At 74.1% G+C, this 26,059-nt stretch carries 23 protein-coding genes and 1 pseudogene; 9 read left to right on the top strand and 15 right to left on the bottom strand.

Annotated features, from left to right (window positions below):
• Window positions 1-78 precede the first annotated feature (78 nt).
• The 3 genes from QC283_RS32280 to bdeA form a co-directional block, all read right to left on the bottom strand.
• Window positions 79-1,371, bottom strand: coding sequence for a PucR family transcriptional regulator (locus QC283_RS32280; protein ID WP_279565294.1), 1,293 nt, complete (start codon window positions 1,369-1,371; stop codon window positions 79-81).
• Window positions 1,372-1,487: 116 nt separating this feature from the next.
• Window positions 1,488-4,283 carry a helix-turn-helix transcriptional regulator gene (locus QC283_RS32285; protein WP_279565295.1) on the bottom strand — a complete coding sequence of 932 codons (2,796 nt, stop codon included), beginning with the start codon at window positions 4,281-4,283 and terminating at the stop codon, window positions 1,488-1,490.
• 248 nt (window positions 4,284-4,531) lie between these two features.
• The gene (gene bdeA / locus QC283_RS32290; protein WP_279565296.1) at window positions 4,532-5,467 is read right to left on the bottom strand and encodes a bis(hydroxyethyl) terephthalate hydrolase; all 936 of its coding nucleotides are present in this window, start codon (window positions 5,465-5,467) and stop codon (window positions 4,532-4,534) included.
• Between the two features lie 544 nt (window positions 5,468-6,011).
• Here bdeA and QC283_RS32295 point away from each other — a divergent pair.
• A complete protein-coding gene (locus tag QC283_RS32295; RefSeq protein WP_279565297.1) occupies window positions 6,012-6,902 on the top strand; it encodes a Gfo/Idh/MocA family protein in 891 nt (296 codons plus the stop codon).
• Between the two features lie 6 nt (window positions 6,903-6,908).
• Here the strand turns inward: QC283_RS32295 and QC283_RS32300 are convergent, their stop codons facing one another.
• Together QC283_RS32300 and QC283_RS32305 are read right to left on the bottom strand one after the other, a co-directional pair.
• Window positions 6,909-7,298: a hypothetical protein gene (locus QC283_RS32300; protein WP_279565367.1), complete on the bottom strand. Its 390-nt coding sequence runs from the start codon at window positions 7,296-7,298 to the stop codon at window positions 6,909-6,911.
• Between the two features lie 132 nt (window positions 7,299-7,430).
• Window positions 7,431-8,333, bottom strand: coding sequence for a GNAT family N-acetyltransferase (locus QC283_RS32305; protein WP_279565298.1), 903 nt, complete (start codon window positions 8,331-8,333; stop codon window positions 7,431-7,433).
• Window positions 8,334-8,827: 494 nt separating this feature from the next.
• Here QC283_RS32305 and QC283_RS32310 point away from each other — a divergent pair, with 494 nt between their 5' ends.
• Both QC283_RS32310 and QC283_RS32315 read left to right on the top strand, forming a co-directional pair.
• Window positions 8,828-10,051, top strand: a complete 1,224-nt coding sequence (locus QC283_RS32310) for a glycoside hydrolase family 64 protein (protein WP_279565299.1) — start codon at window positions 8,828-8,830, stop codon at window positions 10,049-10,051.
• A 148-nt stretch (window positions 10,052-10,199) separates the two neighbouring features.
• Window positions 10,200-10,421 carry a hypothetical protein gene (locus tag QC283_RS32315; protein ID WP_279565300.1) on the top strand — a complete coding sequence of 74 codons (222 nt, stop codon included), beginning with the start codon at window positions 10,200-10,202 and terminating at the stop codon, window positions 10,419-10,421.
• A gap of 112 nt (window positions 10,422-10,533) precedes the next feature.
• Here QC283_RS32315 and QC283_RS32320 read toward each other — a convergent pair whose 3' ends face one another.
• From QC283_RS32320 to QC283_RS32335, 4 genes and pseudogenes are all read right to left on the bottom strand, one after another.
• The gene (locus QC283_RS32320) at window positions 10,534-11,022 is read right to left on the bottom strand and encodes a DUF5709 domain-containing protein (protein ID WP_279565301.1); all 489 of its coding nucleotides are present in this window, start codon (window positions 11,020-11,022) and stop codon (window positions 10,534-10,536) included.
• 174 nt (window positions 11,023-11,196) lie between these two features.
• A complete protein-coding gene (locus QC283_RS32325) occupies window positions 11,197-12,675 on the bottom strand; it encodes a hypothetical protein (protein WP_279565302.1) in 1,479 nt (492 codons plus the stop codon).
• Window positions 12,676-12,854: 179 nt separating this feature from the next.
• Window positions 12,855-15,208: pseudogene (locus tag QC283_RS32330) on the bottom strand (glycoside hydrolase family 65 protein).
• Window positions 15,205-15,945 (bottom strand): beta-phosphoglucomutase family hydrolase, encoded by a 741-nt coding sequence (locus QC283_RS32335; RefSeq protein ID WP_279565303.1) that lies wholly within the window; start codon window positions 15,943-15,945, stop codon window positions 15,205-15,207. Before QC283_RS32335 ends, QC283_RS32330 begins: the two are co-directional and overlap by 4 nt.
• Before the next feature lie 54 nt (window positions 15,946-15,999).
• On the opposite strand from QC283_RS32335, the gene QC283_RS32340 reads away from it, so the two are divergent.
• Window positions 16,000-16,674, top strand: a complete 675-nt coding sequence (locus QC283_RS32340) for a nucleoside/nucleotide kinase family protein (RefSeq protein WP_279565304.1) — start codon at window positions 16,000-16,002, stop codon at window positions 16,672-16,674.
• A gap of 55 nt (window positions 16,675-16,729) precedes the next feature.
• On the opposite strand, the gene QC283_RS32345 is transcribed toward QC283_RS32340, so the two are convergent.
• Window positions 16,730-16,891 (bottom strand): hypothetical protein, encoded by a 162-nt coding sequence (locus QC283_RS32345; protein ID WP_279565305.1) that lies wholly within the window; start codon window positions 16,889-16,891, stop codon window positions 16,730-16,732.
• Window positions 16,892-17,219: 328 nt separating this feature from the next.
• Between QC283_RS32345 and QC283_RS32350 the strand changes: the two genes are divergently transcribed.
• Window positions 17,220-18,140: a MurR/RpiR family transcriptional regulator gene (locus tag QC283_RS32350; RefSeq protein WP_279565306.1), complete on the top strand. Its 921-nt coding sequence runs from the start codon at window positions 17,220-17,222 to the stop codon at window positions 18,138-18,140.
• A gap of 342 nt (window positions 18,141-18,482) precedes the next feature.
• On the top strand, window positions 18,483-18,869 hold the full coding sequence (locus tag QC283_RS32355; RefSeq protein WP_279565307.1) for a hypothetical protein: 387 nt from the start codon (window positions 18,483-18,485) through the stop codon (window positions 18,867-18,869).
• Window positions 18,870-18,974: 105 nt separating this feature from the next.
• On the opposite strand, the gene QC283_RS32360 is transcribed toward QC283_RS32355, so the two are convergent.
• Both QC283_RS32360 and QC283_RS32365 read right to left on the bottom strand, forming a co-directional pair.
• Window positions 18,975-19,463, bottom strand: a complete 489-nt coding sequence (locus QC283_RS32360) for a flavin reductase family protein (RefSeq protein WP_279565308.1) — start codon at window positions 19,461-19,463, stop codon at window positions 18,975-18,977.
• A 26-nt stretch (window positions 19,464-19,489) separates the two neighbouring features.
• Window positions 19,490-20,326: a hypothetical protein gene (locus QC283_RS32365; RefSeq protein ID WP_279565309.1), complete on the bottom strand. Its 837-nt coding sequence runs from the start codon at window positions 20,324-20,326 to the stop codon at window positions 19,490-19,492.
• Between the two features lie 128 nt (window positions 20,327-20,454).
• Here QC283_RS32365 and QC283_RS32370 point away from each other — a divergent pair, with 128 nt between their 5' ends.
• A complete protein-coding gene (locus tag QC283_RS32370; RefSeq protein WP_279565310.1) occupies window positions 20,455-21,201 on the top strand; it encodes a TetR family transcriptional regulator in 747 nt (248 codons plus the stop codon).
• Between the two features lie 188 nt (window positions 21,202-21,389).
• On the top strand, window positions 21,390-21,821 hold the full coding sequence (locus tag QC283_RS32375) for a Zn-ribbon domain-containing OB-fold protein (protein WP_279565311.1): 432 nt from the start codon (window positions 21,390-21,392) through the stop codon (window positions 21,819-21,821).
• A gap of 72 nt (window positions 21,822-21,893) precedes the next feature.
• Here the strand turns inward: QC283_RS32375 and QC283_RS32380 are convergent, their stop codons facing one another.
• Both QC283_RS32380 and QC283_RS32385 read right to left on the bottom strand, forming a co-directional pair.
• Complete coding sequence (locus QC283_RS32380) at window positions 21,894-22,280, bottom strand: PPOX class F420-dependent oxidoreductase (protein ID WP_279565312.1); 387 nt, start codon at window positions 22,278-22,280, stop codon at window positions 21,894-21,896.
• Window positions 22,281-22,414: 134 nt separating this feature from the next.
• Window positions 22,415-23,593 (bottom strand): MalY/PatB family protein, encoded by a 1,179-nt coding sequence (locus QC283_RS32385; RefSeq protein ID WP_279565313.1) that lies wholly within the window; start codon window positions 23,591-23,593, stop codon window positions 22,415-22,417.
• Window positions 23,594-23,800: 207 nt separating this feature from the next.
• On the opposite strand from QC283_RS32385, the gene QC283_RS32390 reads away from it, so the two are divergent.
• Window positions 23,801-25,171, top strand: a complete 1,371-nt coding sequence (locus tag QC283_RS32390) for a S1 family peptidase (RefSeq protein ID WP_279565314.1) — start codon at window positions 23,801-23,803, stop codon at window positions 25,169-25,171.
• 38 nt (window positions 25,172-25,209) lie between these two features.
• Here QC283_RS32390 and QC283_RS32395 read toward each other — a convergent pair whose 3' ends face one another.
• Entirely contained in the window at window positions 25,210-26,034 is an 825-nt protein-coding gene (locus QC283_RS32395) for an EamA family transporter (RefSeq protein WP_279565315.1), read from the bottom strand.
• Window positions 26,035-26,059: the final 25 nt, after the last annotated feature.

Here is a 26,059-nt window from a genome sequence, read left to right on the forward strand (position 1 = left end):
GGAAGCCGGGAATCCGGAGTCGCGCGCATCCGGAGTCGCGCGCATCCGGAGTCGCGCGAGTCCCGGGCCGCGCGTCCCTCAGTCGCGCAGGACGCGCCGGGCGGTCAGGGCCAGGCTCATCTCGACCACGTCGGCCGGGCGGGCCAGGGACCGGCCGGTCAGCTGCTCGCAGCGGCGGAGGCGGTTGAGGACCGTGTTGCGGTGGCAGTAGAGGCGTTCACCGGCCCGCTGCGCCGAGCCGTCGCAGTCGAGCCAGGTGGTGAGGGTGTCCAGCAGTACCTCCCGGTCGGCGGGTTCGAGGCGCAGCAGGGGACCGAGGACCTTCTCGGCGAGTGCCCGGCCGAGCTCGGGGCTGGAGACGACCAGGGCCGCGGGAAGGTGGTCGGCCAGCCGGACCGTGCCGCCGGCCTCCGGGCAGATGTCCAGCGCCGTGTCGGCGAGCCTGCGGCCGTCGCCGACGGAGGCGAGTCCGACGACCGCGCCGCCGACGCCGATCCGCAGGCCGGGGACCGGGGCGCGCGGCGCGGACCCGGCCCCGGGCTCCTCCGGCTCCGGGAGCCCGTCGTCACCGGCGCCGACCAGGACGATGCCGTAGTCGGCCTCCGCCCCGGCGTGCCAGTGGACGCGGGTGCCGGACGGTACGGCGGCGGCGCGGGCGGCGTCGGATCGCGCCGGGTGGACGCCGGTGACGGCGACGACGACGTACCGGCCCTGCTCCGGCAGGCCCAGCACCCGGGCGGCCTCGGGCAGGTCGGCGATGCGGCTGGTGCCGTCGAGCAGCCCGGCCGCCAGCAGCCGGGCCCGGTTCTCGCGGCGCCGGCCGATCTGCCACTCGGTCTGCCGGTAGGCGTCGGCGACGAGGGTGCAGTGCTCGTCGACGAAGTTCCACACGTCGGCGGCCACGTGCACGAGGAGGCGTACGTCCTCGGGCGCGGTGCGGGAGGTCTCCTCGACCAGCCGCTGCCACACCAGGGAGCCGCCGAGGCGGAAGGCGTGCAGCAGGGCGTCCAGAGGGAGGCCCTGCTCGGCGCGGGTGGCGCCGATCCGCCAGGAGCAGCGGCGGGCCGCGTCCCGCGCGCCGCTGGGGTCGAGCAGCGAGGCCACGCTGTGCCGCAGCGAGCGCTGGGCCTCCTGCCAGGTGGCGGTGGGGTCCTTGGTGATGGCCGCGCGGTACGCGGGCTCCTGCTCCCGCAGCAGGGCCACCAGCCGGTCGGTCAGATCGGGCAGGTCGTCGAGCAGGGCGCGGGCGGCCCGGTGCAGGACACGCAGGGCGTCGGCGTCCATCAACGACGCGACGCTCGGTGTCCGCGGGCGTGGTACGGGCGTCAGCCCGACGCGGATCGCTCCTCGTGACCGTACGGCGTGCTGCATCGCGGTCCTCCCCAGGCCAGGGCTGGCGGGGGCGCCCCGCGACGGGCTGTCCGCCCGTGCCGGGCATGCCCCCTGACTCGTCCTGCCCGAAGGATGACATACCGTCCGGTCGGTCCCTAGGGTTGTGCACCGGTCTTTTCGGCCGGCCCGGCGTGCTCGGCCTGCTCGACCACGCGGGCCAGCTCCAGGCGGGACCGTACGCCGAGCGCGGCGAAGACCTTGCGGAGGTGGTAGTCGACGGTGCGGATGCTCACCGCGAGAGTCAGCGCGACCTCGCGGTTGGTGGCACCTTCGGCGACGTGCCTCGCTATGCGCAGCTGCTGCGGAGTGAGGCGGGTCAACCGGGTCGGCGTCCCCGCGTCGCCGCCGTGCGACGCCGCTCCGAGCGCCCGCAGCTCGCCGCGTGCCTGCGCCGCCCAGACGCCGGCGCCGCAGCGGTCGAAGCCGGCCAGCGCGGTGCCGAGGCGGCCACGGGCCTCGCGCGGCCGGCGTCGGCGGCGCAGCCACTTGCCGTACAGCAGCGCCGTGCGGGCCCGTTCGAAGTCGCCGCCCGCCTCCTCGTGCCGGGCGAGTGCCTGCCGGTAGAGGTCGTCGGCGCGGTCCGGCGGGGCGAGGAGGGCGTGGCAGCGGGCCAGCTGCGCGGCGGCCTGCGGATCGGCGCCGAACGCCGCCCAGCCCGCGAAGTCCGTGAGGACCGCGCCGGTGTCCTCGTGGCGGCCGGCGAGGACCGAGGCCTCCACGAAGCACGGCACGGCGAGCCGCCACACCGCGAAATGTCCGCGCCCGGGTCCGGGCAGCACCAGGAGTCCGAGCCGGTCGGCGGCGTCCAGCGGACGCCCCCGCCCCAGGTCGGCCCGGGCCGCCGCCCACTCCGCCAGGGTGGCCGCCTGGGCCAGTCCGTGGCGCCGTGCGGTGCTCAGCGCGGCCGTCACGTGCCGGGCGACGACGTCCGGCTCCTCCTCGATCGACGCCGCGAGGGCCAGCACCGCCCGGTGGTGGGCCGCCGTGTTGCGCTGCCCGGTCCGCAGCGCGGTGCGCAGCCCCTCCTCCGCGTGGGTACGGGCCTGTGGGTGCCGGCCGGCGCGCAGTTCGGCGTAGGCGAGGTACTCCAGTGCCCGTGGCACCAGCGCGTCCGACCCGAGCTGCCGGGCGGCGGCCAGGGCCCGCGCCCCGGCCCGGCGGGCGGCTTCCACGTCGCCGAGCAGCAAGGCGGCCGACGCCGACCTCAGCAGGCCCTCGGGCCGGTGGTCGGTCCTGGCCCGCTCCACCACCTGGCCGAGCGGTTCGGCGGCCCGGTCGAGCCGTCCCTCGAGCAGTGCCCGCATGCCGACGCGGTGGTCGCGCACCGGGTCCGGGGGCGGTCTTCCCGCGTCCCCCGGCACGGCGGCCGCGTCCACGGGCCGTGCCGTGTGGTGCGGGGTGTCGGTGTGCCGGGGGGCCGGGTGCTGATGCGAGCGGGGCGGTTCGGGCCCAAGTGTGGTGAGGCAGGCCGGCAGGTCGCCCGCCGCCCAGGCGGCGTCGGCGGCGGCCAGCGCGGCGGTCGCGGCGTCGGCGGGGGCGTCCGCGGCGAGCAGGGAGGCGGCCAGCAGCAGGGACTGGTGGGCGTCGCCGACGGGGCCGTCCCGGAGTTCCGTCAGTCCGCGGACCAGCTCGGCCCGCCCCCTCACCCCGGCCGGCGCGGCACAGCCGCGGGCCGCGGCGAGCAGGGGACGCGCCCGGTCGGGGTGGCCGGCGAGCAGGGCGTACTCGGCAGCGGCCGTGTACCGCTCCGCCCGGGCCGGGCCGTCGGCGGTCAGCTCGGCGGCCCGGGCGTACGCCGCCGCGCGCAGCCGGTACGAGGCCGGCACCGTGCCGTCGGCCGCCACCGCCGCGAGCCGGTCCGCGAGCGCCGGTTCGGGCGCCGGGCCGGTCAGGGACCAGGAACGGTGCAGCAGCCCGGGGAGCGGCTGGCCGCCGGCCTCCAGTACGTCGGCCAGCGCGCGGTGCGCGGCGCGGCGCCGGTCCGGCGCGGCGGCGGCGTGGACCGTACGGCGGACCAGCGGGCCGTGGAAGCGGAGCCGGTCGTCGGCCAGCGCGAGGGGCGCGGGAAGCGGTTCCAGGGAGGGGACCGGCGCGGACGCCGGCCGCAGGTGCCGTACGGCGTCGAGGACCGGGCCGGCGTCGACGTCCGGTCCGTCCGACGCCCGCACGGCCGCCGCCACCGTCAGCAGCAGGTCCCGGGCGGGTGCGGACAGGCCGGTCAGCGACCCGCCCGCCACCTCCGCCAGGGTCCCGGCGTCGGCCAGGGGTCTGGGCAGGGGACGGTGGCCGCGCAGTTCGGCGGGTGACAGCCGGTGGACGAGGGCGAGGAGCAGGGCCGGGTTGCCCTCGGCCTCGGCCAGCAGTTCCTCGCGGACGGCCGGGTCGGCGGCGCCGCCGGTCACGTCGTCGAGCAGGGCGCCGGCCTGCGACGGGCTGAGCGGGTCCAGGCGTACGACGGGCAGGTGGGCGAACTCCGGGTCGACGGCGCGGTCCGAGGCGACGGAGAGGAGCAGACCGACGCGGCCCGCGGTGTGCGGGAGCCCGGCCGCTCGGCCCAGCGCGGCCCGGGCCCGGGCGTCCCACAGATGCGCGTCGTCGGCACACACGAGCACAGGCGCCTCGCCGGCCGCCGCCCGCAGGGCACCGAGCAGTTCCTCGGCGGTGCCCCGGGCGCCCCGGTCCGGGCCGGGCCCGAGGTCGAGTACGGGGCCGGCCCGGAAGGAGCGGGCGGCCCATCGGAGGAGGGCGGTCCTGCCGAGTCCGGGTTCGCCGGTCACGAGGAGGTGGCCGCTGTGGGTGCTCAGCCCCTCCAGAAGGGCGCGCACCGCCTGCCGTTGCGCGCTTTGGCCGTGGATCCGCACGGCCGTACGTACGGTCGTCTCTCCGGTCATTCCCGGGAGGTTACGCGCGCGTAACCTGACGCGGAAGCCACCGGTCCGCCCCGGCCCGCCGGGTGTCGGCCGTGTCACCTGCGGTTGTGGACCGTGCGGCCGGATCCGTGCACTGTGCCGCTGCCCAGCGGCCTTGGCCCGGGGCCGTGCGGCGGCACAGCGGGCCGGCGGCGGCCGCGACGTGCCCGCGACCGCCGCCGGATGGTGCCGGATGGTGCCGAGTGGTGCTGTGGGGAGTGCCGGGAGCGTCAGGAGCCGTGCGGGCAGTTGCCCCGGTACTCCTCGATGGTCAGGCTCGGCCGGGGCAGCGGGCAGATGAACTGCTCGTAGCGGGTGTCGTTGTCGATGAACCGCTTGAGCCAGGAAATGCTGTACTTCGCGATCGTCGTGTCCGACGTGTTCGGCGTGAAGTGGCTCGCGTTGTTGAGCTCCAGGTACGCGCGGTCCGTCCTGGACGGCAGGCTGGAGTAGAACGGCTCGGAGTGCGAGGAGACCGGGGCGATGCTGTCGCCGTCGGCCCCCACGATCAGCGTCGGGGTGCTGACCTCGGGCCAGCTCTTGTCCAGGTTCCAGGGGGTGAGGGGGATGGCCGCCTGGAGTGAGGGCCGGGACTTCGCGGCCTCCAGGGATCCCCCGCCGCCCATCGAGTGGCCCATGACGCCGAGCCGGCTGCTGTCGACCCGCCCGCGGACGGAGCTGCGCTCGGTGAGGTAGTCCAGGGCAGCCAGCAGCTGCCGGCCCCGGGAGGCGGGCTGGTCCAGCGTGGTGTTGGTGTCGATGGTGAACACGACGAAGCCCTGTGAGGCCAGCCGCGGACCGAGCCAGGCGATGGAGGACTCGTACGCGGTGAAGCCGGGTGAGATCACGACGGCGCCGAACGTGCCGTCACTGGTGCTCGTCGGGTAGTAGATCGTGCCGCCGCCGAAGCCGGTGACCGCGAGCGAGGAAACGCTGGTGTCCGCCACGGAGTACGGGCCGCGCAGTGCCTCGATGCTGGACTCGGTGGGCGCCGGGCCGCGCTCGTAGGGGTTGTCCGCGGCGGCCTGGGCGCCGGGGCTGGTGAGGGTGGAGAACGCGACGACGGCGGCCACGGCCGCCGTGACGCCGGCGAGCCGCCGCCGCGCTCCGCGGAACGCCGGGCGCGCGGCCCGGGAGGCGGCGTGGGTGTGGGGGTTCTGCTGCACGAGGAGTCGTCCTCTCGGTCGTGGCGAGGGGCCCGGCCGGTGATCGCACACGGGCCCGGAACACGTGGGGTCGCGTCCCGGGACATCCGCCGGACGGGCGTCGCCGATGAACTGGCGGTGCCACTGTCGGCGGGCGGTGCGGTCGGGGGGATCGGCAGAATCACCGGTCTCGTACGACGGGTGGGGCGGCGGGGCCGACCGGGCGACCGGGCGACGGGGCCGACCGGGCGAGGGGGCCGGGCGTGCGGCGTCGCGGTCCGCGGGCGTCTCCGGCTCGATGGCCAGAAACACGCGCCGACCGGGCAGGCGAGCAGACCGGACAGAGCGGGCGAACGAACGGCCGCGCGGGCCGGGCGCTCGGACCGGGCGGACCGGCAGGGGAACGGGCAGGGCTTGTGGTGGCGCCGCGTCCTGCCGCCGGGGGCTTGCCCGGGGACCCGGTCGGTGTGACACGCTCGGCACCGGCCGGGCTGTCGTACGCCGGTCGTCATGGAGGAACGTCGGCGGCCCCGCACCGGGTCCCGCACCGTGGAGAGGCGACGGCATGCGTATCGGACTGCTCGGCACCGGTCCCTGGGCGGACATGACGCACGCCCCCGCCCTGCGCCGGCACGACAGCCTGGACTTCGTGGGGGTGTGGGGGCGCCGCCCGGGCGCCGCGAAGGAGCTCGCGGACCGGCACGGCACGCGTGCCTACGACGACGTCGACGCCCTGCTGGCGGACGTGGAGGCCGTCGCGTTGGCAGTGCCTCCGGCCGTGCAGGCCGTGTTGGCGGTACGCGCGGCGCGGGCCGGGTGCCATCTGCTGCTCGACAAACCGCTGGCGGCGACGGTGGCGCAGGGGCAGGCGGCGGTCGAGGCGGTGCGGGTGGCGGGCGTCGCCTCTGTCGTCTTCTTCACCGCGCGGTTCCAGCCCGAGACCGAGGCGTGGATCACCGAACAGGCCGCTTCGGACGGCTGGTTCACGGCACAGGCGCAGTGGCTCGGTGCGGTGTTCGCCGCCGACAGCGACAGTCCGTTCGCGGACTCGCCGTGGCGGCGGGAGAAGGGTGCCCTGTGGGACGTCGGGCCGCACGCCCTGTCCGTGCTGCTGCCGGTTCTCGGTGACGCCCGGCGGGTGGCCGCGGCGGCACCGGGGCCCGGGGACACCGTCCATCTGGTCCTCGACCACACCGGCGGTGCCTCGAGCACACTCACGCTCAGCCTGACGGCGCCGCCCGCCGCGGCGGGTGCGACCGTGGAGCTGCGCGGCCGGGCCGGTGTGACGCTCCTGCCGGAGACCACCGAGGGGCCGGTGCCCGCTCTGCTGCGGGCCGCGGACGCGCTCCTCGCCAGTGCCCGGGGTGGACGTCCGCACGCCTGCGACGCCGCGTTCGGCCTGCGGGTCACCGAGACCCTCGCCGCGGCCGAGGCCCTGCTGAACCGCCGGCAGTGATCGTGGTCAGCCGCCGGTCCGCTCCCGCTGGAACGGCTCGTCGCTCCACCGGAACCAGGCCCGCTCGCCCTGGATGTGCAGCAGGAACTCGGCGACCGGGCCGTCGGGAGAGACCAGCCGCACGCGCCGTTCGATCTCGGCGTAGACCGTCTCCCACTCCTCCCGGTGTCCCTCGTCGTCCCGTTCGACCAGGGCGATCTCGCGTGCGAAGAGGTCCTGGACGGCGTCGAACCCCGGCCCGGCACGGAACCGGCCCGAGAGCCAGGGGAAGTCGGCGTCGTCGATCAGGATCTCCCCGACCTCGGCACCGGCACCGGCACCGGCATCCGCACCGTCCGCTCCCTCCTCCGCGTCCGGCGCCGCGCGTACGTACCAGGTCTCGCCCTCGAACCCCACATCGCCTCCGCCACCCGCACCGCTGATCACTGTGCGGGACAGCATGCCACCCGGCACCGACACCGGACCGGAGGACTTCCGGCCCGGTGCGTTCCGGTCCTCTGCCTTCGGCTACCGGCTACCGGCTACCGGCTACCGGCTACCGAGCGATACGGGACGGAAGTTGATCCGTTCCCGCACGACCGGGTAGCCGGCCTTGGTGAAGTTGGCGGCCATGGGGTGGTTCCCCCGGTCCGTCGCGGCGGAGATGGACTCCGCGCCCCGCTCGGCCAGGAAGTGGGTGCACTCGGCCAGGAGGTCGTAGGCGTACCCGTGTCCGCGGTGTTCCGGCAGGACGCCGATGAAACCGACGCACGGACCGGACGGGTTGTGCACCGGGATGTGGATGCCCGCGAGCTCGCCCCGCGGGGTGTACGCCACCTGCCACCACTCCCGCGGCGACGGGCACCAGCGGAAGAAGTCGAGCTCCGCCTGTGCGGCCTGGTCGAGTCCGCCCTCCTCGATGTCCATCAGCGCGTGGGCGTCCAGGGTGACGGAGTGGATGCGGCGCAGCGCCTCGAAGAACACCGCGTCGTCGGGTTCGGGACGGAAGTCCAGGCGGCCAGGCCGCGCGGGGAGGCCGCACTCCGGGGTCCAGCGGTACAGGAAGCGTTCGACCAGGAGGTCGTACCCGCCGGCCCGTGCGGCGGTGAAGCGGGCCTCGGTGGCGGCGCGCAGTGCGGGGTCCTCGCGCCAGGTGCCGGGCGGGTTCAGTTCGAGTTCGACCTGCCAGGGGGCGGTGCGCAGGAGCTCGGCTCCGGCTTCCTCCTCGCCCTCGGCGACGTCGAACCAGTTGACGTTGACCGGTTCGGTGTCGTCGGGGCCGCCCCACCAGGCGCCGCGGGCGACGACGGTTCCGTCGCGCAGGGCGACGCGTTGCCAGTCGGGGCGGTGGCGGGTCAGCCGGTGGCCCTCACGGGCGCCCAGCGGGTCGGGCAGGGTGTCGAAGAGATGTGCGTCGCTCGCGTCGAGCGCGCGGATGACCAGATCGGTCACGGATTCCTCCGGGATGCGTCATGCGTGGTGCGCTCCCGGTCGGTCGAGGTACGCCGGGGCAACGGGGAGGGAGCGCGGGAGCGGGGCGAACTGCACGGTTCTGCCCTCCTTCCGTCGGTCTCAGGGCGTGGGCCACACGGTACGGAGGGCCGCGTGAGCACGGCCACCGGTTTTCCGGCACGGACTGCCGGCACCGACTGCCGACGTGCACCACCGCACCGGACCACCGCACCGGGCTCCGCGACTGGACTCCCGCACTGGATCGCGGGCGCGGATCGCGAGCCCGGATTAAACGGGCCTTAAACAGTGGTTAAGCCTTCCCCGCGCGGCGGCGTGCACCCCAAGTCCCATCTGCGGCAACGGGTTCGAGGGGCCACTCAGACGGTTGGCCGGGCCATCCGTTCTGCGTACCATCGGCCCACGTCGTGAGAGCGCTCTCAGGCACCGCTCTCCTTCTCCCTGTCATGTTCCGATCACTCTGGAGACCCCCCCACATGACTCCTCGTCACCAGCGCCCGCTCGGCCGCCGCAAGCTGCTCGTCGCCCTCGGCGGAGCCGCCGTGGCCGCCCCCGTCGCCGCCGTCGTCGCTCCGCACGCCCTCGCGGGCGTCGGCTCGGACGGCGAACCGGCCGCCCCCGAGGCCAGGGCCGCGGGCGTCCTGCCACTGACGATCGTCAACAGCACCGGCTCCTTCGGCAACGCCGACGTCCACGTCTACATCGTCGGCAACCAGGACGGCCGGCAGGTGCGCGTCACCCCCGACGGCGCCGTCGTGCCCGTGGCCCTGTCGGACAACGGCGCCGACGGCTACACCGACTACGCGATCGGCCTCGCCGGCAGCGGCGAGACCAGGCTGAACCTGCCCCACCTCTCCGGCCGGATCTACGTGTCGCTCGGCGCGAAGCTGAAGTTCAAGGTGGTCGCGGACGGCGCCGGCAACGCGGCGCTGCAGTACCCGGCGGGCTGGGTCGAGTCCGATCCCAACTACGGGGTGCTGCACGACTGCGCCGAGTTCACGTACAACTCGGCCGGGATGTTCTGCAACACCACCATGGTCGACATGTTCAGCGTGCCGCTCGCCATCCGGCTGACCGGCGCCAAGGACCAGACCACGGGCACCGTACGCACCGGTGGGCGGACGGCCGCCTTCGACGCGCTGCGGCGGACCGAGGAGTTCTCGCCGCTGGTCGTGGACGACACCCGGATCATCGCCCCCGGGCACGGACTGGACGCCGGCCTGTTCCCCAAGGACTACCTCGCCCCGTACATCGACGAGGTCTGGAGCACCTACACCGGCAAGGATCTCAGGATCACCACCAATGCCGGGACCTTCACCGGCCGGGTGCGCGGTGACCGGCTGACCTTCGACGGGCCCGCCCAGGTGTCCTTCGCCAAGCCGTCCACCCGGGACGTGCTGTTCTGCGACGGTGCCCTCGCCGCCCCCAACGACGGCACGACCGGCCCCGTCGCCGCGGTCCTCGGCGCCGGCTTCAACCGTTCCACGCTGCTCTCCTCGGCCGCCCAGCCGACGACCGACCCCTCGGCGTTCTACGGGACCGCGCTGACCAACCACTACTCCAAGGCGGTGCACGCGGTCACCGAGGACGGCAGGGCGTACGGCTTCGCCTTCGACGACGTGGCGGACTTCGCCTCCTACATCCAGGACACCGCGCCCACCGGGTTCCGGCTGACGCTCACCGCGTTCCAGAGGTTCTAGAGGGCGCGGCGGGTGGTGGGCGGCGCCCCGGGAGCGTCGCCCCTCCGGATGCGCGGGCGGCTTCGGCATTGAATGGTGTTATCGGGATATTCGGGACCGACAACAGCACGGCACCGAAGCAGCGATCCGGATCCGAGGAGCACTGATCATGTCGACGTCACAGCCCGATGCCTCCCGGCCGTCCGAAGCCCGCGCGGGCGACGACCGCGCCACTCCGGACGAACTGCTCCACACCCGCAACGGCACCGACGTGTCCCCGGAGGACCTGGTCCTCGCGGCCGGCCGGGACGTCACCCCGAAGAACCTCGAATGGGCCAGGCGCAAGCTGGACGAGGAGGGTCCCGCCGCCCTCGACAAGCTGCTGCCCTGACCGGGCGGCCCGGACGTCACGTGGCCCGGGCCGGTGCTCAGAGCACCGGCCCGGGCCATGTGACGCGTGAGCGCGCTCGGCCGCGGTCCCGCCGACCGGTCCGGCCGGGGCCCTACTGGCCGGTCTCCCGGTCCGGCAGCGCCGTCTCGTCCTCCACGACGTGCATGGCGGCCTCCTCGGCGCCCGCCGCTCCCCCGTCGATGCCGACGTCGTCGGCGACGGTCTCCTTGGTCGTGTCGGTGCGTACGCCCTCGTCGGGGGCGACCAGCCGTCCGGAGCGCTCGGTGCCCGCCTCGGGGTCGACCGGCTCGCCCTCGCCACCGGGCTTGTCGCCCACCCCGTCGCCGTCCGGCGCGGACACGTCGGGCGTCTCCTGGGCCAGCCGTTCGTCGAGGCTCTCGCCGTCGTGCTGCTCGGCGGCGGTGGTGCCGTGCTTGGTCACGCCGAGGGGCTTCTCCGGCGGGGAGTAGCCCTCGTCGAGCGTGTCGTCGTAGGTCCGCTCGTCGACGGCGTCCTGGAGGTCGAGGGGCGCGGCGTCCTCCTGCTCCTCGTTGGTTCCGGTGGGCTGGTAGACGTCGTCGGCCATCGGGTCCGTGCCCATCGCTGCCTCCCTCTCGCGCTGCGTCGGCTCGTTGGTCCGGGTGTCCGGTTCGCGTTTCCCGATACGCGATCTCTAACCCGTTCCCGATACGCGATCTTCAGCCCGTTCCCGGTACGCGGTTTCCGACCCGTTCCCGGTACGCGGTCTCCGACCCGTTCACCGGGCCCGGGCTCTTCACCCCCGCGGTGCGACGCGAACGGTCAGGTCGGTGATGCGGTGCGGGGCCCAGTCGCGGGCGTAGCCGGACGGGGCCCCGCCCGGACCGGTGACGGCGGCGACCGGGATGCGGCGGGCGGTCTCCACGATCTCGGCGGCGGTGGTGTTCTCGTTGTTGCCGCTGGTGGAGCCGGAGGAACAGCCGGTGTAGTAGCCGATCGGGATGGACTCGTGCCCGGTGACCAGACAAGGTGGACGGACACCGAGCCGGTGCAGCTCGTCGGCGACGCGGGCCCAGTCCTCACGGCTTGCGACGTTTCGGTCCACGGTGCCTTCGAGGACGACGAGCTGCACCGTCAGATGCCCGGCCAGCGCGAGCGCGACGAGGGACGCGGCCACCGGACGCCACCGGCCGCGTTCCGTCCTGGCCAGGTGCCACAGCGCGTCGGCGACCGGGATGGCGAGCAGGGCGTAGGCGGGCTGCAGGAAGCGGGGCGCCGCGTACCCGATCATGAACAGGTACGGCAGCGCGGCCGTCACGGCGCAGACGAACGGGATCAGTGTGCGGGCGGTACGCCGGGCCCGGGCCGCGACGACGACGCCGAGGACGGCGACGGCCGGGAGGAGGATCCACCACGCGGTGACCACCGGGTGCGGCATCGATCCGGTGCACGGGCGGCACAGGCCCCGTCCGCCGAGGCTGCGCATCTGGTCGTCGACGGCGATGTTCCAGCCGAGGCCGCCCTGGATCTCGGAGGCCCTCGACAGCCGCTCCCCGAGGCCGCCGTACCAGCCGTACGCCTCGATCACCCACTCCACTCCCCCGGCCGCCAGGCCGCCCGCGAGGGCGAGCAGCAGCAGCCAGTGGCGGCGGACGAGGACGAGGACCAGCAGGGGGACGGTCACCCACACCGCGTCGGTGGGCCGCATCCACGTCATCAGAGCGGCCCCGGCCACCACGCCCCACAGCGCGGCCCGGCCGGCCAGCCCCTGCCAGGCGCGCAGGAAGCAGCCCACGCAGATCAGGGCGCCGATCGCGACCCAGTAGTTGGGCATGGCCTGCGGACCGTAGAAGAGGGTCACCCACAGGGTGGCGAAGAACGCGCCGGCCGTGGCCAGGACGCGGGCCGGGAACAGGCCCTTCCAGGCCCGCAGGGCGAGGTACAGGCCGACTCCGGACAGGACGGCGAGGTAGACGCGCAGCAGTTCGGTGGAGGACGACCAGGAGGCGACGGGCGCCACCAGCAGCGAGACGCCGCGGGAGCGCGGTGCGCTGAAGAAGGCGGCGGGGTGGTGGGTGGTGACCTGGCTGGTGTAGACGATCTCGTCCCAGCCGAGCCCCATCCACGGATGGACGAAGGCCAGTTGGACCACGGTGAAGACGGCGGCCACCGCCGCGAGCAGGGCGCCGTCGCCGAGGCGCCGTCGGGTACCGGACGTCGTCGCCGCCTCGTCCCGCCGTCTGCCGGCGAGCATGGCGTTCGCGCCGTCGGCCATCGTGCACCCCTCACCCCCGCTCGTCGCGGGGCCGCTCGTCCTCACCTCCTGCCGCCGGTGGCGGGAGCCCGGAAACCGGGAAACCAAGGTCAAACTAACCCGCGTGCCACGGATGCGCAGGACGCTGCTCGGCCAGTCGAGCCGTCTCGTTTCAGCCCCTCTCACCCGCGTCCGGCGGGTCAGTGAACGTTGGGGCGGCGGTGCGGGGGCTGTTCGGGGGTGGGGCGCCGTTCGGGTGCGGGGACGGCGCGGGAGACGGGGCCGTCCCCGTTCACGGTCAGCGCGCTCCCGTGGTGGTGGATCGTCAGGGGGGAGCCGCTCAGCAGCGTGTACGTCGCCTTGTCGGCGCCGATCTCCACGCGCAGGCACCGGCCGCGGAACTGGAGCCGGAAGGCGAGGCGGCTGAACTTCTCGGGCAGGCGGGGCGAGAACCGGAGGCTGTCGCCGTCCCGGCGGGTGCCGCCGAACCCGGCGACCAGCGCCATCCACGTACCGGCGAGCGAGGCGATGTGCAGGCCGTCGCGGGTGTTGTGCTCCAGGTCCGCCAGGTCCATCAGGGCGGCCTCGGCGGCGTAGTCATAGGCCAGGCGGAGGTGTCCGGTCTGGGCGGCGACGACGGCCTGGCAGCACGCGGACAGGGAGGAGTCCCGTACGGTCAGCGGCTCGTAGTAGGCGAAGTTGCGGGCGATCTGGTCCTCGTCGCAGTGGGCGTCGAACCAGCTGCCGCAGGTGTACATCGCCAGTACGAGGTCGGACTGCTTGATCACCTGCTTGCGGTAGAGGTCGAAGTAGGGGAAGTGCAGCATCAGCGGGTACTGGTCGGCGGTGGTGCGGGCGAAGTCCCAGCGCTGGTGGCGGGTGAAACCCGAGTGCTGTTCGTGGACGCCGATCTCGTCGTTGTACGGGATGTGCACGGACTCGGCGGCGTCCCGCCAGGCGGCGCTCTCCTCGTCGTCGACGCCGAGCCGGGCCGCCTCGTCCGGGTGGCGTTCGCACACCTCGGCCGCGGCGAGCAGGTTCGAGCGCGCCATGAGGTTGGTGTACGTGTTGTCGTAGGCGATGGCGCTGTACTCGTCCGGGCCCGTGACGCCGTCGATGTGGAAGACGCCGTGGTGGTCGTGGTGGCCCAGTGAGCGCCACAGCCGGGCCGTCTCCACCAGGAGTTCGACGGCGGTGTCGCGTTCGAAGTCGGTGTCGCCGGTGGCCGCCGTGTACCGCACCACCGCGTGCGCGATGTCGGCGGCCACGTGGAAGGCGGCCGTGCCGGCCGGCCAGTACGCGGAGCCCTCGGAGCCGTCGATGGTCCGCCACGGGAACGCGGCGCCGCGCAGCCCGAGCTGGGTGGCGCGGTCCCGGGCCGCGGGCAGGGTGTCCCGGCGCCAGCGCAGCGCCTCGGCGACGGCCTTGGGTTGGTGTACGTCAGCACGGGCAGCACGAACATCTCGGTGTCCCAGAACGCGTGTCCGTCGTAGCCGGAACCGGTCAGTCCCTTGGCCGGGATCGCCCGCTGTTCGGCGCGGGCCCCGGCCTGCAGGACGTGGAAGAGGGCGAAGCGGACGGCCTGCTGGATCTCCTCGTCGCCGTGCACCTCGACGTCCGCCCGGGCCCAGAAGTCGTCGAGGTAGGCGCGCTGTTCCGCCACCAGGCCGTCCCAGCCGCTGTGTGCGGCGGCGGCGAGTGCCGCCTCGACCTGGTCGCTCATCGCGGGCCGGGAGCGGGCGCCCGACCACCCGTGGGCGACCGTCTTCCGCACCCGCAGCCGCTGTCCCGGCTCCAGCACGGAGGTGACGGTCAGGCGGGCCACGTCCGTGTTGCTCTCGCTGCTGGTGGTGATCTCCCCGGGGGCGTCGACGACGTGGTCGGCGGCCACGGCGACCCTGAGACCACTGCGCCGGGTCCGGTGGACCAGCCGCAGCCGGGACCCGATGGCCATGTCCTCCTCGGGCTCCAGCGGGGACCGCAGCGCCTTGGCCGCCCGGGGGTCGCCGTCGGGGTCGGGCAGGCTCTCGTTGGTGACGAGCTCCGACTGGATGACCACCCGGGCCCGGCTGTCGACGGGTTCGACCTCGTACTCCACGGCGGCGATGGCCCGTTGGGTGAGGGAGACCAGCCGGGTGGAGCGCACCCGGACGGTCGTCCCCGCCGGGGAGGTCCACTCGCAGGTCCGCTCCAGTACGCCGCGCCGCAGGTCCAGGGTGCGTTCGTGCTTGGTGAGCCGCCCGTAGCGCAGGTCGAAGGGTTCGTCGTCGACGAGCAGCCGCAGCAGCTTGCCGTTGGTGACGTTGATGACGGTCTGGCCGGACTCGGGGTATCCGTAGCCCGCTTCGGCGTAGGGCAGCGGGTGCAGTTCGTGGACGCCGTTGAGGTAGCTGCCGGGCAGGCCGTGCGGTTCGCCCTCGTCGAGGTTGCCGCGCCAGCCGACGTGCCCGTTGGACAGGGCGAAGACGGACTCGCTCTGGGCGAGGAGGTCGAGGTTGAGGGCCGTCTCGCGCACGGACCAGGGTTCGACGGCGTACGTCCGGTTGGTGATCATGCCCGGCCTCCCAGTTCGGCGAGGTCCTCGACCACGCGGTCGGCGCCGTGGGCGTAGAGGGCGTCGGTCTGGCCGACGCGGTCGACGCCGACGACGTAGCCGAAGTGCCCCGAGCGTCCCGCGTCCATGCCGGCCAGCGCGTCCTCGAAGACGGCGGCGCGGGACGGGTCGACGCCGAGGTCGCGGGCGGCGGCCAGGAAGGTGTCGGGCCGTGGTTTGCCGGGCAGTTTCCGTTGCCGGGCCACCACTCCGTCGATCCGTACGTCGAACAGACGCTCGGCGTCGATGGAGCGCAGGACGTCCTGGGTGTTGGCGCTGGAGGAGACGATGGCGGTGGCGAGCCCGGCGGCGCGGACCGCGTCGATGTAGCGCAGCGTGCCCTCGTACGGCTCCACGCCGTCGGTGCGGATCTTCTTCAGGAGCAGTTCGTTCTTGCGGTTGCCGACGCCGTTGACGGTCCGCGCGTCCGGCGGGTCGTCCGGGTCTCCCTCCGGCAGTTCGACGCCGCGGGAGGCGAGGAAGGAGCGGACGCCGTCGGCGCGCGGGCGGCCGTCGACGTACTCGCCGTAGTCGGAGTCGGTGAAGGGGCGGAAGTCCGCGCCGTCCCGCTCGCGCAGGAAGGCGTCGAACGTCTCCTTCCAGGCGGCGGCGTGCACCACCGCCGTCCTGGTGACGACCCCGTCGAGGTCGAAGAGACAGGCCTGGATGTCGTCGGGAAGTCCGAGCTGCGTGGTCATACCGGACACAGTTCCCCGCCGGGGCGGATCCGATCAGGTGACACACTCTGCGGTGTGCCGCTGACTTTCGACGACCTCCTCGCCCGCGCCCGCTCCCTGCCGCGCGGCGGGCGGCGCGCGATCCTCGGCATCGCCGGGAGCCCCGGCGCCGGGAAGTCGACGCTCGCCGGGCATCTGGTGCGGGAGCTGAACGAGACCGGCGAGCCGTGGGCCGCGCACGTCCCCATGGACGGCTTCCACCTCGCCGACGCCGAACTGGACCGGCTCGGCCGCCGGGACCGCAAGGGCGCGCCCGACACCTTCGACGCGGCCGGGTACGCGGCACTGCTGCGCCGGCTGCGCGAGGAGGCGGACGGCGGCGAGGAGGCGGAGGGCGACACCGTGTACGCGCCCGGATTCGAGCGGGAGCTGGAGCAGCCGATCGCCGGGGCCGTGCCGGTGCCGCCCTCGGCCCGGCTGGTCGTGACGGAGGGCAACTACCTGCTGCTGGAGAGCGGCGCGTGGGCGCGGGTGCGCTCCCGGCTCGACGAGGTGTGGTTCTGCGAGCCGGCGGAGACCGAGCGGGTCCGCCGGCTGGTGGCGCGGCACGAACGGTTCGGCAAGTCCCCCGAGGACGCGGTCGCCTGGGCGCTCGGCAGCGACCAGCGCAACGCCGACCTGGTCGCGGCGAGCCGGGACCGCGCCGACCTCGTGGTACCGGAGGGGGCGGTGCCCCTCACCCGGCCGTGATCCACGGCCGTCGGGTCACGACCGCGAATCGCCTGGTCGACCGGCTACGGCGCGGTCATTCCTCGTCGTAGTCGTCGGCGCGGACATGCGCCTCCTCCAGGGCCTCGCGCATGGTCCGGCCGGTGCCCCCGGGCGGGCGGGGCGCGTCCTCGTCACGCTGCTCGAGAACGTCGTCGGTGGTGTCGGTCTTCGGCCGGTTCTCTTCCGGGACGGTCATGACGGGGACTCCTCGTCCGTGCTGTGTTTCCGTGGGTGCTGTGTTCCGTAGTGCTGCGTTCCGTGTCGTGGAACCGCGCTCTGTGTCGCGACACCGCGTTCTGTGGTGCCACGTTCCGTGGAGGCCTTCGCCTCCGTGACGGCGGGTTCCCGGACAACTCGGTGCTATCCCCCACGGGGGCGGATGCCGATTCATCAGGAGGGCACTGCCGGTCGCGGGCGAGGTGCCCTTGGGGCCGCGCGGGCCCCGGTACGGCCGCTGACACCGCCCGGCCAGTCATGGGGGGTGAGCTATGTTGACCTCCGTGGGAGACAGAGGAGGCGCGCCCGTGCCATCGCCGCAGCAGGCACGCGCCCAGGCATCGGTGATCACCTCGGGGCGGGCGGCCCCCGAATCGCAGGCCTCCCCCACGTCCCGGCTCAGGACGTTGTTCGACCGGCCCCGTCTCTCCCCCGGACAGCGGCGCATCGCCCAGTACCTCATCGAGCACCTCACCGAGGCGGCGTTCCTGTCGATCACCGACCTCGCGGACCGGGTGGGCGTGAGCCAGCCGTCGGTGACGCGGTTCGCCTCGGCGGTCGGCTTCAGCGGCTACCCGGCGCTGCGGGAGCGGCTCCAGACGATCGCGCTGGGCACCCGCGGCGGCGCCCCGGCCGCCGAGGAGAACCAGGGCAACGAACTCCAGGCGGCCGTCGACGCCGAGATCGAGAACCTGGAGAACCTGCGGCGCGACTTCGCCGACGCCGACCGGGTGATCGGCGTCGGCCGCGAGCTGGCCGGCTCGGCACCGCTGACCGTCCTCGGGCTGCGCATCTCCGTCTCGCTCGCCGAGTACTTCGCCTACGCCGCCCGCCGGGTCCACCCGGACGTGCGCCTGGTGACGCGGGGCGGCAGCGTCGCCTACGACGCCCTGCTCCAGTCCCGGGAGGCGGGCGGCACCTGGGTGCTGGCCTTCTCGATGCCCCGGCACGCCCACGAGACCCTGGACGCCGTGCGGGTGGCACGCGGTGCCGGACTCAAGGTGGCACTGATCACCGACCTGGCGCTCGGCCCCGTCGTGGACGAGGCCGACATCACCTTCGCGACCGGCACGGGGCCGCGGCTGGTCTTCGACTCCTACGCGGCACCGGGCGTGATGTGCGCGGCGCTGCTCCAGGCCATGACCGACGCCGATCCCGAGCGGACGCAGGCCCGCCTGGAGGAGTACGAGCAGGTCGCCGAACAGCACCACTTCTTTCTCCGGGACTGATCCGGCCTCGCACCCCGGGGACGTCCGGGGTGTGCGGGGCGTACGGGGCGATTGGTCGGCGCGGACCGGGGCGTCCACGTCAAGCAGGCATGAATGTTTTCATACGCCTTGCAAAGCGGATGGCATATATAAATACTTCTCACGGATCGCGAACCGGCCACGCCGGAGCGCGTCCGCGCCTGCGCGAGCATCCCCGACCACCGCCGACTCCTACCCGCTCGGCGCACCCGGGGTGTTCCCTCGGGCATCGCCCGCGCGAGCGCCCACGGTGGTCCAGGTCCCCTTGGGCCGGACCGCCCCCATCCGTCGCCCCACCCCGTCGACGCCGCACACCCGGAGGCGATGATCATGCCCCTGACGACCACGCGCACCAGCCCGGACTGGCCCTGCCAGGTCAAGGCCCCCGGCAGCTACGACTGGGAGCGCTCGGCGGCCAGGTGGCTGCGCGAGCTGGTGCCCGCCCGCTATGCCGGTTACCCGGCGCTGATCCGCCACCCCGTGCTGCTCGCCCGCCACGCGCAGATCCAGGTCCAGCACGAGATCCGGGTGGCCCGCACCGCACTGCGGACCGCACGGGCGGATCTGCCCCGGCTCGGCCTGCCCGAGTCGGTCATCGAACACACCATCAAGCTCTACGCGGCGGAGGTTCTGCAGTTGCAGCACATCGCGCGCAGCGTACGGGCGGTCACCGAGGCACTGGTCGAGCGGGGCACCGCCGGGCGCTGCTGATCCGGCGCGGGGCCCGCGCCGCACCCGCCCCCCCACCTGGGACCCGGGATCTGACTCCTGAGACCTGGGATCCGAGGCCCGAGACCTGTCGCCGTCAGCGTGAGGTCAGTCCACCGGATGGCCGGGCGGGATGGTGTGGGCGTCGGAGAGCCGCAGCAGCGGTCCGCCGGAGGTCTCGCGCCCGCCCCACTCGACCGGGTCGAGGACGAAGCCGACGTGGTCGCCCCCGGCGGCCCGTTCTACGACGCGGCCGACGAACCACGCCTCGGCGTCCTCCAGCACGACCGCCCCGCCGTACCCCTCACGCCAGCGGACCTGCTGGAACTTGTCGACCCGGTCACCGGTCCGCCCACCGAAGACCTCGGCCGTCCCGCGCTGGTCGCGGGCGAGCAGGTGGACGGCCAGGACGTCGGCGGCCCGCGCCACCCGGAAGGTCCGGTTGACCTCGGAGAGCCAGACGACGAACCGCACGGGGTCGAGGGAGCACTGGGAGGCGAAGCCCACCAGGCAGCCCGCGCGTTCCCCGTCCGCCGCGGCCGTCACCACGCACATGTCCGGGTCGAGCCGGTCGAGGAACACGTCCATACCGGCCATGCTAGCCAGGCACGCCGTGGGCGGGGTCACGCCGCGAGCAGGCGCCGCAGGGCCGTCCGCAGGGCCGTGACGAACGAGTCCCGGCCCGCCTCGTCGAGGGCATCCAGCGACAGGTAGGGGTTGAGGTCCTCCAGCTCGACCAGGAGCAGCTCACCACCGGGGGCGCGGCAGGCGTCGACGCGCTGGATGCCGTGGCCGATGCCGTTCCACTCGATGAACCGCCGCGCGAAGTCGAGGTCCTGTGGGGTGGCGTCGTACGGCTCGAGCCGCCAGCGCCGGTCGGGGTGCGGCGCGTACAGGGCGTACTGGAAGTCGTGGTCGACGAAGTAGAAGGAGACCTCGTAGGCGAAGTCGACGCGCGGCTGGACGAGGACCTCCCCGGCGTCGCCGCCCACCGCTTCCCGGACGCGGTCCGCGGGCACGAACCGCAGGCCTGCCGAGTCCGCGCCGAGCCTGGGCTTGACGACGTATTCGTCCGCCCGGGGCAACCGGTGCAGGTCCTTTGGCCGGTCGACGGTCGGGATGACCGGAAATCCCGCCTCGGTCAGTTCGAGGAGGTACTGCTTGCCGGCCATGTCCGCCCTGCCGGTGAGCTGGTTGTAGACGCGGGTGCCGCGCTCGGCCGCCCGCCGGCGAAAGGCGTCGTAGGCGGCCTGATGACCCAGCACGGGACCGCTGTTGCGGACGACGACGGCGTCGAAGGCGTCCAGCAGCGCCGCGGCGTCGCCGGGATGGCACAGGGCCAGGTCGAAGTCCTCGCGCAGCCGGGAGGTGAGGAAGATGTCCTCGTCGCAGTAGCGCCGCCCGCGCGCCTCGTAGGCCAGGTCGGTGACGTACAGGATGCGGGGGCGGGCGGATACCATGCGGGACTCCTCGGTGCTGACCGGAAGTGATCGTATGCGACCGGTACGTTTGGGCGGCAAGGGAACTGAGTTCCCTCTGTCGCTGCACTGAGTGTCACCGACGTCGGTGAGCTGCTACGTTCCCCTTCATGAGCTCCAGCAGTGCGGCGCCCCGCAGCGGGGCCGGGACGGACGCGGCGGGCGCCCGGCCGCCGATGCGGCAGGCGCTGGTCGCGGCGGCCTTCCAGCTGTTCCTGGAGCGGGGCTACGAACAGACGACCGTGGACGACATCGTCGCGCTCGCCGGTGTCGGACGGCGGTCGTTCTTCCGCTACTTCCCCTCCAAGGAGGACGTGGTCTTCCCCGACCACGAACGGTGCCTGGCCGACATGACGGCCTTTCTGGCCTCCTCCCCCGAGGATGCCGACCCGGTGCGACGGGTCTGTGACGCGGCTCGCCTCGTGGTGCGCATGTACGCGGAGAACCCGGCCTTCTCGGTGCAGCGTTACCACCTGACCAAGAGGGTCCCGGGGCTGCGCGCGTACGAGCTTTCGGTGGTGTGGCGCTACGAACGCGCCCTCGCCGCGTACCTGCGCGGGCGCCTGGGCGGGCACCCGGGCGGGCGGCGGGACGGGAGCATGCGCGCCGACGTGATCGCGGCCGCCGTGGTCGCCGCGCACAACAACGCCCTGCGGTCCTGGCTGCGTTCGGAGGGGCGGGACGACGTGGGCGCCGCGGTGGACCACGCGCTGGGGTACGCGCAGTCCACGTTCGGGGGCCTTCCCGTACCGCCCCTGACCGACGGGCCCGAGGACGTGGTGGTCGTCGTCTCGCGGCGGGGAACGCCCTTGTGGCAGGTCGTACGGGAGGTCGAGACCGCGTTCGCCCGCGACTGACCGGCCGACGGCCGGGGAAGCACCGGTGCCGGTCGCGAAGAGGCCGAATCGAGGGTACCGAGTGCCTTTACGCGTGGCACTGAGTGCCATACGCTGTGCAGCGTGCACGGAGGCACGGCGAGCCGCGCACACGCGTGCCCGGTGACCGCGCACGCGGATTCCGGCCCGAGTGCAGGGAGTTGCCCAGCGTGTACCACCACTCAGGAAACGTCGCTCAGCAGGCAGCGGGCTCCGCGACGGGCGTGCTCGATCCCAAGGCCCCAGGGTCCCCTCAGGCCTCGGACACCGAGGCGGTCTTCTACCAGCGCTGCACCTGGTGCGGCACGGCCATGTACCACCGGGTGCTGTGCCCGGTCTGTCGCGGGAGCGACCTGCGGACGGAGCGCAGCGAGGGCACGGGCACGGTGCGGCACGCCACGGTGGTGCACCGCAACACACCCGCCGCACGCAACGTGTCCCTGGTCGAGATGGCCGAGGGCTTCGTGCTGCGCGGCCGGGTCATGGGCCCGCTCATCGGCATCCACAGCGGGGACCGGGTCCGGCTGTCCACGGCCAAGGACCCGGTACGGGGCCAGCCGGTCTTCCAGCTGGTCGACGAACCGTACCGGGCATGGACCTGAACGCCGGCCGGCTTTCCCCGAGGCCCCCAGGCTCCCAGGTGTGCTCCGTCGGCCCATGGGCAAGGCCGCCGTTCAGGACGTGAGAGTGATCCGGATGCCCACGGTGCCGTCCACGCGCCGGCGCAGCCGGCTGCCGAGCAGGGTGAGCCGGCCGACGATGCCGTACTTGCGGGCGATCAGCCGGCGGTAACGGCCGGTGGTGGCGGGGTCGCAGATCTCCGCGGTCGCCGGGACCTGTTCGCCGGTCGGGTTGCCACGCAGGTCGCAGGGGCCGACCAGCACGTCGGCGCGGTTGCGGACGCGCTTGACCTTCCAGGAGTCGGCCGCCGTCCAGACGCCGAGCGTGTCCCCGTCCCGTATGACCCACACGGGGGTGGCGACCGGAGTGCCGTTCTTCCGGTAGGTGGTGACCAGCAGGTACTTGCCGGCGCCGAGCCGGGTCAGTGACGAGTCGTCCATGGTCCGGAGTTTAGGGCCTGCGAGGGGCATCGGGTCGGCTGAGGGACTACCCCTTTCGACCCACGGGGACTACCTCTTTCGACCCGCTCAGGGGGCGCGCGCACCGCGGTCGGACGGGGCCGCGCGCCCTCGCCTCACGCCAGAGCCACCGTCATCCTCCGCACCGCCTCGGTGAGCACCTCGGGCGAGGTCGCCAGGTTGAGACGCACGTGTCCCGCCCCGCCGGTACCGAAGGGGATACCGGAGCTGAGAGCCACCCGGCCGCGGTGGAGGAAGACGTCCGCCGGGTCGTCGCCGAGGCCCAGCGCGCGGCAGTCGAGCCAGGCGAGGTAGGTCGCCTCGCCGGGGCGGTGGACGACCCCGGGCAGGTGCTCGGCCAGCAGCTCGGTGAGCAACCGCCGGTTCTCGTCGAGCCCGGCCAGCACGGCGTCCAGCCAGGCGGTGCCGTCGCGCAGGGCGGCGGTGTGGGCGAGGATGCCGACGTGGCTGGGTCCGTGGCCGACCTCCTCGGGCATCCGCGCCAGATCGGTGGCGGCGCCGGGCCCGGCGAGGGCGAGCGCCGCCTTGAGGCCGGCCAGGTTCCAGCCCTTGGACGCCGACATCAGCGCCAGGCCGCGCTCGGCGCCGGGCACGCTCAGGTAGGGCACGAACCGCGCGCCCGCGGTGACGACCGGCGCGTGGATCTCGTCGGCGACGACCCGGACGCCGTACCGCTCCGCGAGGGCGGCGACGGCGGCCAGCTCCTCGGCGGTGTGTACGGTGCCCGTCGGGTTGTGCGGGCTGCACAGCAGGTAGGCGGCGTGCCCGCCGTCGGCGACGGCCCGCCGGAACGCGTCCTCCAGCTCCCCGAGGTCGATCCGCAGGTCCGCGCCGAGCGGCGCTTCGACGACGCGCCGGTCCATGTGGCTGACGAACTGGTAGAACGGCGGGTACACCGGTGGGTTGACGATCACCGGGTCGCCGGGCTCGGTGACCAGCCTGAGCATCTCGACCACGCCCAGCATCACGTCGGGCACGATCGCGGTGCGTTCCACGGCGAGGTCGTCCCAGCCCCACCGCTTGCCGGCGAAGCCGGCCAGGGCCTCGGCGTAGGCGGTGCCGACGGGGTAGCCGGTGTCCCCGAGTTCCATGGCGTCGGTGACGGCGCGCACGACGGGCTCGGCGAGCGGCACGTCCATCTCGGCCACCCACAGCGGCAGCACGTCCGCGGGGTGGGTGCGCCACTTCATGCTCGTACGGCGGCGCAGCTGGTCCAGGGTGAGCGCGTGCAGGGGGTTCGGTTCACGGGGCTGGTCCTGCGGGGTGCTGGTCATGGCCACAAGATAAAGGGCCGTGACGCGGCCGGGGAACGGGTCGTCCGCACGCCGCGTCACCTCCCCGACGAGCCGTCCGCCGCGATCCCACCCGGACCGCCGGCCCGGTGAACGCGGGCGGGCCCGCCCCCGTATGGGAGGAGGGCGTCCGACGTCCGGAGGCCCTCGCGGTGGCGACGCCGCGTGTTCGGTTCCGGGAGCACACGCATGAGGCACGCACGACGACGCATCGTCCGGCGAACGGCACGGCTGGCGGCCGTCGGTGGACTCCTTCTCGGGGCGACGATGGTCACCCGGGCCGTGGCGAGCGAGCCCCCGGACGTGAGGGCCGCGCCGCACACGTCGGCGCGGCCCGCGTCCGGCACCGGCGCCGCCCTCGTGGCACGGCTGGGCACCTCCCGTACGGCGGGCCACTGGGTCGGCTCCGACGGGCAGCCGGTCGTCGCGGTCACCGACGAGGGCACCGCCGAGGAGGTGCGGCGGGCCGGCGCCGAGGCGAAGGTGGTGCGGCACAGCATGTCCGAGCTGAAGTCCGCGGCCGCGACGCTGCGTTCGGCGCCCCGGGTGCCCGGCACTGCGTGGGCCCTCGACTACCGGTCGAACGAGGTGGTGGTACGCGGTGACAGCACGGTCTCCGGATCCGACTGGTCCCGGCTGACGGGCGTCGCGGAGGGCGCCGGCGGCTTCGTCCGCATGGAGCGCACCGAGGGCGCGTTCACGACCCGCCTGAACGGGGCGGAGCCGATCCTGTCCACGGCGGGGCGCTGCTCGGCGGGCTTCAACGTGACGGACGGACAGCGCGACTTCATCCTCACCGCCGGCCACTGCGGGCCGACGGGGTCCGTCTGGTTCGGTGACGGCGGGGGCGACCGGCAGGTCGGCAGGACGGTCGCCGAGAGCTTTCCCGGGGACGACTTCTCCCTGGTGGAGTACGCGAACGGTGAGGCGGGCGACGGCGCCGACGTGGTGGCGGTCGGCGCCGGCAAAGGGGTGCGGATCACGGGTACCGGTGAACCGGCGGTCGGGCAGCGGGTGTTCCGCAGCGGCGGCACCAGTGGTCTGCGCGACGGCCGGGTGACCGCGCTCGACGCGACCGTGAACTACCCGGAGGGCACGGTCACCGGCCTCATCGAGACCGACGTGTGCGCCGAACCCGGGGACAGCGGAGGCCCGATGTTCTCCGAGGGCATCGCCCTGGGGGTGACGTCGGGCGGCAGCGGTGACTGCGCCAAGGGGGGTACGACGTTCTTCCAGCCGCTGCCGGAGGCCATGGAGTCGCTCGGTGTGCGGCTGCTCGTCTCGGCGCCCCAGGGGGCGGCGGGACCGGGAGCCGCGCCCTCGTCACCGGCCGCCACGGGAGGCGGTGGCGGGAGCGGTGGATCCGCGCCGGGGGCCGCGGCGCCCGTGACGGGCGTCGACGGCTCTACACCGCTCTCCCGTCTCACCGACCGCCGGAACGTCGGCCCCGGCATGCTCGTCGTCGCCGGCAGCCTGATCGCTCTGGTGGCCACCCGGTGGATCCGCGCGGAACAGGACCGCAAGGCCTACAGGCGGCACTACTCGACGACGTGGGGGTGAGCTGACCACCCCTCGCCTCGGCCGGAGCCCACCCGCTCTCAGCCCAGGGTCAGCAGCACCGTGGCCGCCGCCGCGCCGATCAGACCCACGGCCTGTCCGCGGCCGACCCGTTCGCGGAGGAGGGCGAGGCCGAGGATCACGGGCAGGGCCGGGTAGAGGGAGGCGAGGACCACGGCGACCGACAGCAGCTGCCGCTGGGCGGCGAGGAGGTACAGGATCAGACCGAGGGCGGCACCGGCGCCGATCAGCAGCGCCTCGGCGGACCGGCGCGGCGGCAGGCGCAGGCGCCCGGTGTGCCCTGCCGCGGCGGGCAGCAGCAGGAGTACGGCGGCGACGCGGCCGGCCGCCACGGGCCACAGGCCGCTGTCGGGACCGGCCTGCCCGAGGGCGAGGTACTGGACGGCGACGCCCGCGCTGGCGAGCAGTCCGTCGGTGACGGCGTGGCCGGGGCCGGCGCCGCCGCCGGAGACGAGCCAGAGCGCGGGCACGGTGACGGCGATCCCCGCCCAGGCGAGGGGGCCGGGGCGGTCTCCGAGGACGAGTACGCCGCACAGGACGGAGAGCGCGACGCCTGTGACGGCGCTCACGGGCACCACGACGCTCATCGCGCCGCGGCTCAGGCCCCGGTTGAGGAAGTGCATGGCGACGCCGCTGCCCAGGCCGGACAGGGCGCCCCACAGCAGGTCCGCGGGGCGGACGCCGGGGGCGGTCACGAGGAGGGCGGCCACGCAGGCGAGCGCGAGTCCGCCGACCTGGCCGAGGAAGGTGACGGCGGCGAAGTGGACGCGCCGGGACAGCAGGCCGCCGGTGAAGTCGACGAGGCCGTAGCAGACGGCCGAGGCCAGTGCGAGGAGGGCACCCATCCGGTGTGGGTGCCCGGGGCCGGGG

This window comes from Streptomyces sp. DH41, assembly GCF_029813785.1.
In the GTDB taxonomy this organism is placed as follows: domain Bacteria; phylum Actinomycetota; class Actinomycetes; order Streptomycetales; family Streptomycetaceae; genus Streptomyces.